The following is a 7459-nucleotide window of genomic DNA, read 5'->3' on the forward strand; positions in this document are numbered from 1 at the left end:
CAATGAACACCATCGCAGGTGTGTCTCACTTCGATCCGGCTGCTTAGTCCTCACCACGACAGGTTGACCCTTAGGCGCCCCGGATAGTTGGCGCGGGGCTACTTCGACAGGCGCCGACTAGATTTCGCGTGCGTCTGGTTACAGAAATCGGCCCGCCACCCGTGTCGATCAGGTTCACGTTGGAGATACGCACTCGCGCCGCACCGTCTAGGCATGTGCACTGAGTGTTCAGGGGCAGACCGTACACCGTCTGATCGCAGGTTCGGCAGGTCCATGCGGTGTGTCCGCCACCGTGCCCGAGGCGCGCCTGCTGCCCGACTAACACTCGATTGGGGCCGAGAGTGTGCCCGTTTGGGCACCGCCGTGGTGGTTGGGTTATCCACTCCCGTGGGTGGTTCCGACGAGCTGACCCTGCATCGCGAACAGCTTCCTGCGCTAACCGCGCCACGACTCGGACCACCACTGAGGGATCAGCCTCAGGCGATCGGCTTGAGGCGACGCCCAGCGACTTATACGATCCTGGCCAGGTTAATACGAAGCCGCCGAGGGCATCTCGTGGGGCGTTGAAGTAGTCATGAAACGAGGAATCATAGGGTTTGCAACGACGATGTTGGTGTGCGGAGGTTTGGGGCTGGCGTCGGGTACCGCCCAAGCCTAGCCCGGTTTTGGCCCTGCGCCGCTGTACCACTGGTGCCCGGGGGAATTCTGGCGCCCGGAATGGGGCTTCAACTTCGACTGGAATACTTGCCACGACGATCACCACCGCGATGGCGACGGCGACAACCACAACAACGATTTTCGGCGGTAGGTCTGCGCCGATGATCGGCGCCCGTCGGTGTTGAACCCGTCGGGCCGGGCCCTGGTTTGGTGTTCCATCGCCGCCCCTAACGCCGCGGTCGGCCCGCCACCCCTTGGGGATCTTGGATGGCGCGCCGAGGCGGAAGGTGTTCAGACTGCGGGGTATTGGCCGTAGAAGCCGCGTGGGTCGCGCATCATTGTGCCCCTTCCATCTGGGAATCACCTGCAGCGCCGCTGGCTGCTGACAGGTAAAGCAAGGATCCCAGTTGGTGGGGGGCATGGATGGGTGTCAGCGGTGACGACGTGGGTTCGCTGGAGCGCAATTCTTGGGATGAGTCCAGATTGGACCACCAAAGGAGTAGCACCATGCGAGTAGGACTGAAATACATCACACCAGTGTTGGCGGCGGGCGCTGCCGCGGTGGCTATCGCCGCCGCACCAGCGGCCATGGCCCAAACTGCGCCGGCTCAACCGGCAATGATCGCCAGCGCGCCGGCGGCCGTGGCCCCCAACATCGTCCAGACCGCCGGTCACGGCGGCGGCGGCTTCCAGGGCGGCGGGTTTCATGGCGGCGGTGACCGCGGCGGCTGGCACGGTGACCGCGGCTGGCACGGCGATAACGGCTGGGGTAACTGGTTTGGCTGGCGCCGGTAACGGTCAACGAGCTTGCGCTGAAGGCTGCATTTAGCTGATACCGCTGCTCGTAGGTGAAGGATCGCCTACCCAAGGACAGGCCCGCGCCGGTGACCCCTCGCCGGCGCGGGCCGCCGGACACCCAGCCGCCGAACTAGAACGTCATGTCGGGACGCCACCCAAGCAGGATGACGGGCCGATATCAGGAGCGGGAGTCTCAACTAACCGTCTCCTGACTCACCGGGATGCTTCTATATCGTGTCAAGGGGTTGTCGGGACGGGATGTGCTGCGGCGAGGGTTCGGTAGAGCTGTCGGCTGATGTAGCGCTTGAGTGATCGCATGATCTCCTTGGTGGTCCGGCCTTCCGCGCGCCGCCGGGCGACGTAGGCCTTGGTTGGTGCGTGGGTGCGCATGCGCACGATGACCACGGTGGTCAGCGCTCGATTGAGGCGCCGATCCCCGCCGCGATTGAGCCTGTACCGCAGGGTGTTTCCCGAGGACGCGGGTATTGGGCAAGTGCCCGCTAGTGCGGCGAACGCCGCTTCGGAGCGCACGCGGCCAGGGTGCGACCAGGCCGTCAAGACGGACGCAGCGACCACCGAGCCGACGCCGGGCAGCTCGCACAGTTCTGGGGCAGTGTCTGCGATGGCGACATCGAGAGCCTTGCGATTGTCGACCAGTTCGCCATCGAGAGCGACGATGTGCTTGGCCAACCGGATGGCTTCTTGTCGGCAGGTGCGGACGACGGAATCCTCTCTCCGTTCACGCCACCCGGCGATCACCTTGAACTGACTGTGCAACAGCGCCTTCCGCGCATCGACTCCCAGATCGATCGTGCGCAACAACGCGGTCAAAGAGTTGATGGCCCGGGTGCGTTCACTAACCATCTGCTCACGGGCCACGACCAGCACGCGCAACACCACCCGCGGGCCGGTGGCCCGTGGCCACCGCAACCGCGAGGTGTCGACCGCCAGGACCGAGCGTGCGATACGAACCGCATCCAAGGCATCAGTCTTACCGACACCGCGACGCTGCGCAGCGGGCATCGCCGACGGCTCGGCGACCAACAGTCCGTCGGCGGTTACCCGGTCAGCCAGTCCTGCACCATAGGAACCGACTCCCTCGATGACGACCAGCGCCGACCGCCCGTCAATCCTGCTGATGATCCAGGTCAATGCGCGGTCGAGTCCTGGCGGCGTGTTCGGAAACACTGACTGATCGACGACCGCCCCCGTCGAGGTATTGACCAGCGCCAATGAGTGGGTGGCAGCGTGGGTGTCGACTCCGATGACAAACGTGTATTGCTCTGCGACGATGGGCATTGCGACTGAGTTCCTTCCGATAGGCGACGTCGTATCGGCGTCGGCCCGGAAAGAACTTCGGGGCAGGCCTGTAACGGGCCACGACCCGCGGCAACGGGTCGGGCAGGCTTCTAATCAAGCCACCGAAGCAAGACCGGGCCGGCGTCGCCGCCCTCGATCGGGTGGACAGATCCCGGGAAGGGCACCCTCACGGGGCCAGACGATTCAGGAGTCACACCCAACCAGGACGGCGACACCGATCCTGTCAGCCAGCACCGGGCCAGCCGTGTAAAGACTTACAGGCGGTTCACAGTGCCGACTTGTATGACGGCCTCGCGGAAGCCGCGCACGGCCAGCGACAGGAAATACTGAACCAACTGGCAGCGGTCGAGCGGCGCCACGCCGAGCACTGGGCGGGCAAACTGGTCGAACTGGGCGAGCCCGTGCCGGAGTCGTGGAGCCGTGGCTCGCGTACGCGGGTGTTCTCGTGGCTGGCGCGGCGGTTCTCCATCGATGCGGTAGTGCCGTATCTTGAGCGCGCCGTGCGCGCTGACGCAGGCATGTACCGGGACGACCCCGAGGTCACGTCGGACATGGCCGTTTCCGAAACGTTCACACGCCCGGGTGCTGACGCAACTGCGCGGTGGCGACAGTGACGATCGGGATGTGCTGCGCGGGAGCGCTGTCGATGGCCGCAGGTGAATACATCCTGATGCGGAGCCAGCGCGAGGCCTATCAAGGCGAGATCACCCTGGAGGAACAGGAACTGCGCGACGACCGGAGGCTGAGGCCGAGGAGCTGGCGCGGATCTACCGCGCCAAAGGGCTGTACGCAGAGGAGGCCGAGAGCGTCGCGCGACCATCATGAAAGACCGCGAGGCGGCGCTCGACTCGATAGCGCGCGAAAAGCCCGGGCTTGATCCCGACGAACTCGGCTCGCCGTGGCCGTCCTGTCCAGTCTCGGTGCGTTCGCGGCGGAGAGGTTGTGGTCGTCCCGCCGTACATGTTCTCGTCGGGCTGGTCGGCGCTGATCACCGCGATCGTCTTGGCGAGCCTCGCCTCGTTGGCCGTCGGGCGGTGATCGGTGTCCTCAACGGCCGCGGCGGCCTGCGATCGGGGATGCGACAGTTGCTGATTGGTGGCGGCGCGGCACTGCTCGTCTACTTGATCGGTCACGGCGTCGGCGCCCTTACCGGCGTCCAGCTCGGCGGTGGGTAACACCGCGCCCCCGTCAACGGTGTTGCAGCAGAACGCGTCAAGGTGTGGACGCGGCTGCGGTGTCGCCCCACGCCGCCTGCGCCCCCGAGTCTCCGATGCGGTAGACCTGCACCGTGGTGGCGACGCTCGCGACGACGACCACAACCGCGATGGCAACCGCGGCAACGGTATTCACCGAACCGGCCCGGCTGGCCCGCACATGCAGCAGAGCTAGCAGTATCGCGGCGACGAGTAGGGCAATCGAGAAGTAGAGCATCGTGTCGCCGAGTTCGGTGTGCGTGTGCAGTCGTGGTGAGCGCCCGACACGGTTCTCGAGCCATTCACCGGCGTGCGTGGTGATGGGAGTGAGCGCAGCGTTGACGACGGCGAGTCCCAGCACCAGCCACACCAGGCGGCGCCGCGCTGCGGGCCACACAGCGCACAGGATGGCCAGCAGCGCGGTCAATGGGGCCAATACGACGATGAAGTGCACGAAAAGAACATGGCTCGGCAGGCCGTTGACGGTTGTCATCGCCTTCCTCCCTCTGGCGGTGAAATTCCAGCCCGAATGTACTACCGATTCTTAAGGTGAACCTGAACGTCCTGCCGGGTGCAGCCGACGAAGTGGCAAGTGCGGTAAGGCTTAGCTGGCTAGCGGGACGGTCCAGGGTCGGGTTGGGAGTCGTAGATTGCTGACGGTACGCAATTTCCGCCCCGTCCGGATTTTTACCGGGCGGCACGGGCGACGCGGCTGGAAACCGCGATTCGCGCGACGCCGTCGAACCCCACAGGGCGGTTGTCCAGTCGGCCTAGCTGGCTTCGGGCGGTGGTGCTGGGCGCGAACGACGGAATCGTGTCTGTCGGGGGCCACCACGGCGCGTGGCGCCAAATTCACCGCTGGGCTGGCGGGCCTGGTGGCCGGCGCGGTGTCGATGGCGCTCCGGCGAATATGTGTCGGTGTCGAGTCAGCCAGACAGCGACAAGTCGCTGCTCGCCCGGGACCGGCGAGAGTTGCCGGAGATGCCGCGGAGTTGGACGAACTGGCGGCGACATATGAGGCCAAGGGCGTCTCTTCGCGGACCGCGGCGCAAGTCGCCGCCGAGTTGACGGTCCATGACGCGCTGGCCGGCCATGTCGATGTCGAATTGCGGCTTGGCCCAGACGATTTAGCCGATCCGCTGCTCGCGGCGGCCGTGTCTGCAGCGTCGTTCACGGTCGGAGCGCTGTTACCCTGCTCGCTATGTTGTTGCCACCAGACGGTTCGGCTTCCCGTGACCTTCGTCGCCGTGCTGGTCGCGTTGGGCTCGCGGGTTCGCTCAGCGCACGTATCGGTGGGAGCCGCGTCGGCCGCGCCGTGTTGCGGGTGGTGATCGGCGGCCCGGACGAGTATCGCCAACTCTTGCCGGTCGTCCGCTGTTTGCCACAGGCGTCAACCGTCAACGAGACCCCAGGTCTCGTTACCGCCACCGGGTAAACCACAAGTAGTAGTAGCGGTAAGGATAGTCGGCGGTTAGCTATGACGACTAATACTGGCCGGAGTACGACTGTGGAAAGCCATGGACCTCAGCACATCTCCCGCATCGACTCAACAACTCACCGCCGAACCCGTCATCGCAACCGGCCCTCGACCGGCGGTGAAGTACGCGGTCGAGGCGATCGGAACATTCTTTCTGGTATTCACGGTTGGCGCCGCCGTGGGCAGTCGCAGCCCTCTGGCCCCACTTGCCATCGGCGCGGCACTGATGGTGATGGTCTATGCCGGTGGGCACCTCTCGGGCGGGCACTACAACCCCGCGGTCACTCTGGCCGCGCTGATACGCCACCGGATCGGTGCGCGTGATGCGCTCGCATACTGGCTGAGCCAGATCGGTGCCGGGCTGATCGCGGCGCTGCTGGTGCGCACGATCATCGATTCGACGCAAACCGCCGCCCCGGCGACACTGACCCTCAACGGCCCAACTCTATTGGCGGCGTTCGTCGTTGAGTTGCTGTTCACCTTCGCGCTGTGCTACGTCGTACTGAACGTGGCGACCAGTAAAGACCACCCGACCAACTCCTTCTACGGCTTAGCGATCGGGTTCACGGTGCTGGCCGGCGCCGTCGCGGTCGGCGGCATCTCAGGTGGCGCGTTCAACCCTGCGGTCACCGTCGCCGGTGCGGTGATGGGAATCTTCGCCTGGCCGACGCTGTGGGTGTACCTGGTGGCGCAGCTCATCGCCGGCGCCGCCGCCGGATCGACCTTCCTGGCCCTCAACCCCGACGACAAATAAGCCGACTCAGTCCAGTCGAGTCACACCTTTTCCACAGCGCAGTTCTTGGGACCGGCGTCGTTGTACGCATTGCGCCATCGTTGCCGCCCAGACTCCCTCTCACCAAGAAATCGACTACGTAAGGATCAACATGAGCACCCGAATTCTGGCGCTGGTGGGCAGCCTTCGCTCCGGCTCGGACAACCGCCGCCTCGCCGAGGCGGCCGTCAAGCTCGCACCCAGCGGCATCTCGGTCGACATCTTCGACGGCCTCGCCGATGTCGTCCTGTACAACGAAGACATCGACCAGCCGAGGGTCGTCGCGGCTGCTGACAGGTTGCGTGCCGAAGTTCATTCGGCCGACGCGCTTCTGCTCGTGACCCCTGAATACAACGGCACGATGTCCGCCGCCCTCAAGAACGCCATCGATTGGATCTCGCGTCCGTTCGGCGTCGGCGTCATCAGCGGGAAGCCAGTGGCTGTCATCGGGGCCTCACACGGTCAGTACGGCGGGGTGTGGGCACACGATGACGCGCGCAAGGCAGCACGCATCGCGGGGGCAGATGTGCTCGATGATCTCAAGCTGTCGGTGCCTGCGGCACACATCCGCTTCGCCAGCGTCCACCCCGTCGACGACGAGGAGATCGCCGTCGCGATGCCGGAAATCCTGACCTCTCTCGCCGCCGCGGTCCAAAGTCGAGATGGCCGAGGCAGCGGCGAATAGGCGCGCCACGCTGTTGATCGCTTGAATTGTGTCAGCGGGCCGATACACCTGGCGTCAGTTCGTTCTGCGCAGTCTCGAGCGCAGTGTTCAGTAAGTCGAGCGTGAGAGTGTCGGGATGGCTGATGTGGATCTCGATCTGGTACTCAGGTTGGCCGGTCAGCCCGAAGATCGGCAGGACAACGAATTCCGTTGCCAAAAAATCTGTTTGGAGAGTACTTGTAATCGACCGCAGAGTGACGATTGTCATCAGCTTGGTCAGCTGCCGTGCCACCGTGGCAGTGGGTTCCAGCGACGCCAAGATTCCGGCCACCCGACCGTGCAGCGACGCATGGGCGTCGTCGAATCGCCACGCTCCGTAGCCGCGGGCGCGGACGTCGGCGAGCACTTGCCGGTGCTGGTCGATGTCGGCCTGGGCGAGCCGCGGCGTGACCCCTCGCAGCCAGCGCTCTACCTCGGCATCGTCTCGCCACGCCATCGCCACCAGGCCGAACGGCGGGTCGATCGGAAAGCGCTGTCCGACAACGTGCTCACCATCGCTGCCGTGGCCCACCGCGTCG

General features: G+C 65.2%; 9 protein-coding genes and 2 pseudogenes. 7 read left to right on the forward strand and 4 right to left on the reverse strand.

Features of this window, described 5'->3' with window-relative positions; genetic code table 11:
- Nucleotides 1-670 precede the first annotated feature (670 nt).
- Nucleotides 671-802: pseudogene (locus QOC76_RS09375) on the forward strand (Mtp family mycobacterial-type pilin); the annotation flags it as partial.
- A 362-nt stretch (nt 803-1164) separates the two neighbouring features.
- On the forward strand, nt 1165-1452 hold the full coding sequence (locus QOC76_RS09380; RefSeq protein WP_526356515.1) for a hypothetical protein: 288 nt from the start codon (nt 1165-1167) through the stop codon (nt 1450-1452).
- Between the two features lie 240 nt (nt 1453-1692).
- On the opposite strand, the gene QOC76_RS09385 is transcribed toward QOC76_RS09380, so the two are convergent.
- Nucleotides 1693-2754, reverse strand: coding sequence for an IS110 family RNA-guided transposase (locus tag QOC76_RS09385; RefSeq protein WP_526356517.1), 1062 nt, complete (start codon nt 2752-2754; stop codon nt 1693-1695).
- Between the two features lie 299 nt (nt 2755-3053).
- Between QOC76_RS09385 and QOC76_RS09390 the strand changes: the two genes are divergently transcribed.
- Both QOC76_RS09390 and QOC76_RS09395 read left to right on the forward strand, forming a co-directional pair.
- The gene (locus QOC76_RS09390; protein WP_526356519.1) at nt 3054-3389 is read left to right on the forward strand and encodes a ferritin family protein; all 336 of its coding nucleotides are present in this window, start codon (nt 3054-3056) and stop codon (nt 3387-3389) included.
- Between the two features lie 32 nt (nt 3390-3421).
- Nucleotides 3422-3652: a hypothetical protein gene (locus QOC76_RS09395; RefSeq protein ID WP_526356529.1), complete on the forward strand. Its 231-nt coding sequence runs from the start codon at nt 3422-3424 to the stop codon at nt 3650-3652.
- Here QOC76_RS09395 and QOC76_RS09400 read toward each other — a convergent pair.
- Nucleotides 3543-3953 carry a hypothetical protein gene (locus QOC76_RS09400; RefSeq protein WP_526356531.1) on the reverse strand — a complete coding sequence of 137 codons (411 nt, stop codon included), beginning with the start codon at nt 3951-3953 and terminating at the stop codon, nt 3543-3545. The two genes, QOC76_RS09395 and QOC76_RS09400, sit on opposite strands and share 110 nt — an antisense overlap.
- Nucleotides 3954-3987: 34 nt before the next feature.
- Complete coding sequence (locus tag QOC76_RS09405) at nt 3988-4461, reverse strand: DUF2231 domain-containing protein (RefSeq protein WP_526356521.1); 474 nt, start codon at nt 4459-4461, stop codon at nt 3988-3990.
- Nucleotides 4462-4843: 382 nt separating this feature from the next.
- On the opposite strand from QOC76_RS09405, the gene QOC76_RS09410 reads away from it, so the two are divergent.
- The 3 genes from QOC76_RS09410 (at nt 4844) to QOC76_RS09420 (ending at nt 6902) form a co-directional block, all read left to right on the forward strand.
- Entirely contained in the window at nt 4844-5299 is a 456-nt protein-coding gene (locus QOC76_RS09410) for a VIT1/CCC1 transporter family protein (protein WP_526356523.1), read from the forward strand.
- A gap of 186 nt (nt 5300-5485) precedes the next feature.
- Nucleotides 5486-6199 (forward strand): MIP/aquaporin family protein, encoded by a 714-nt coding sequence (locus QOC76_RS09415; protein WP_526356525.1) that lies wholly within the window; start codon nt 5486-5488, stop codon nt 6197-6199.
- A 130-nt stretch (nt 6200-6329) separates the two neighbouring features.
- Nucleotides 6330-6902 (forward strand): NADPH-dependent FMN reductase, encoded by a 573-nt coding sequence (locus QOC76_RS09420; protein WP_526356527.1) that lies wholly within the window; start codon nt 6330-6332, stop codon nt 6900-6902.
- Between the two features lie 31 nt (nt 6903-6933).
- On the opposite strand, the pseudogene QOC76_RS09425 reads toward QOC76_RS09420, so the two are convergent.
- Nucleotides 6934-7459 (reverse strand): annotated as a pseudogene (locus QOC76_RS09425) (MarR family transcriptional regulator); the annotation flags it as partial.

The sequence above is a fragment of the Mycobacterium sp. genome, assembly GCF_032159565.1.
Lineage (GTDB): Bacteria > Actinomycetota > Actinomycetes > Mycobacteriales > Mycobacteriaceae > Mycobacterium.

Bases quoted from the DNA above. Each gene is read 5' to 3' on its own strand.
- QOC76_RS09380 (WP_526356515.1), top strand. From the start codon at position 1,165: ATGCGAGTAGGACTGAAATACATCACACCAGTGTTGGCGGCGGGCGCT.
- QOC76_RS09385 (WP_526356517.1), bottom strand. From the start codon at position 2,754: ATGCCCATCGTCGCAGAGCAATACACGTTTGTCATCGGAGTCGACACC.
- QOC76_RS09395 (WP_526356529.1), top strand. From the start codon at position 3,422: ATGGCCGCAGGTGAATACATCCTGATGCGGAGCCAGCGCGAGGCCTAT.
- QOC76_RS09405 (WP_526356521.1), bottom strand. From the start codon at position 4,461: ATGACAACCGTCAACGGCCTGCCGAGCCATGTTCTTTTCGTGCACTTC.
- QOC76_RS09415 (WP_526356525.1), top strand. From the start codon at position 5,486: ATGGACCTCAGCACATCTCCCGCATCGACTCAACAACTCACCGCCGAA.
- QOC76_RS09420 (WP_526356527.1), top strand. From the start codon at position 6,330: ATGAGCACCCGAATTCTGGCGCTGGTGGGCAGCCTTCGCTCCGGCTCG.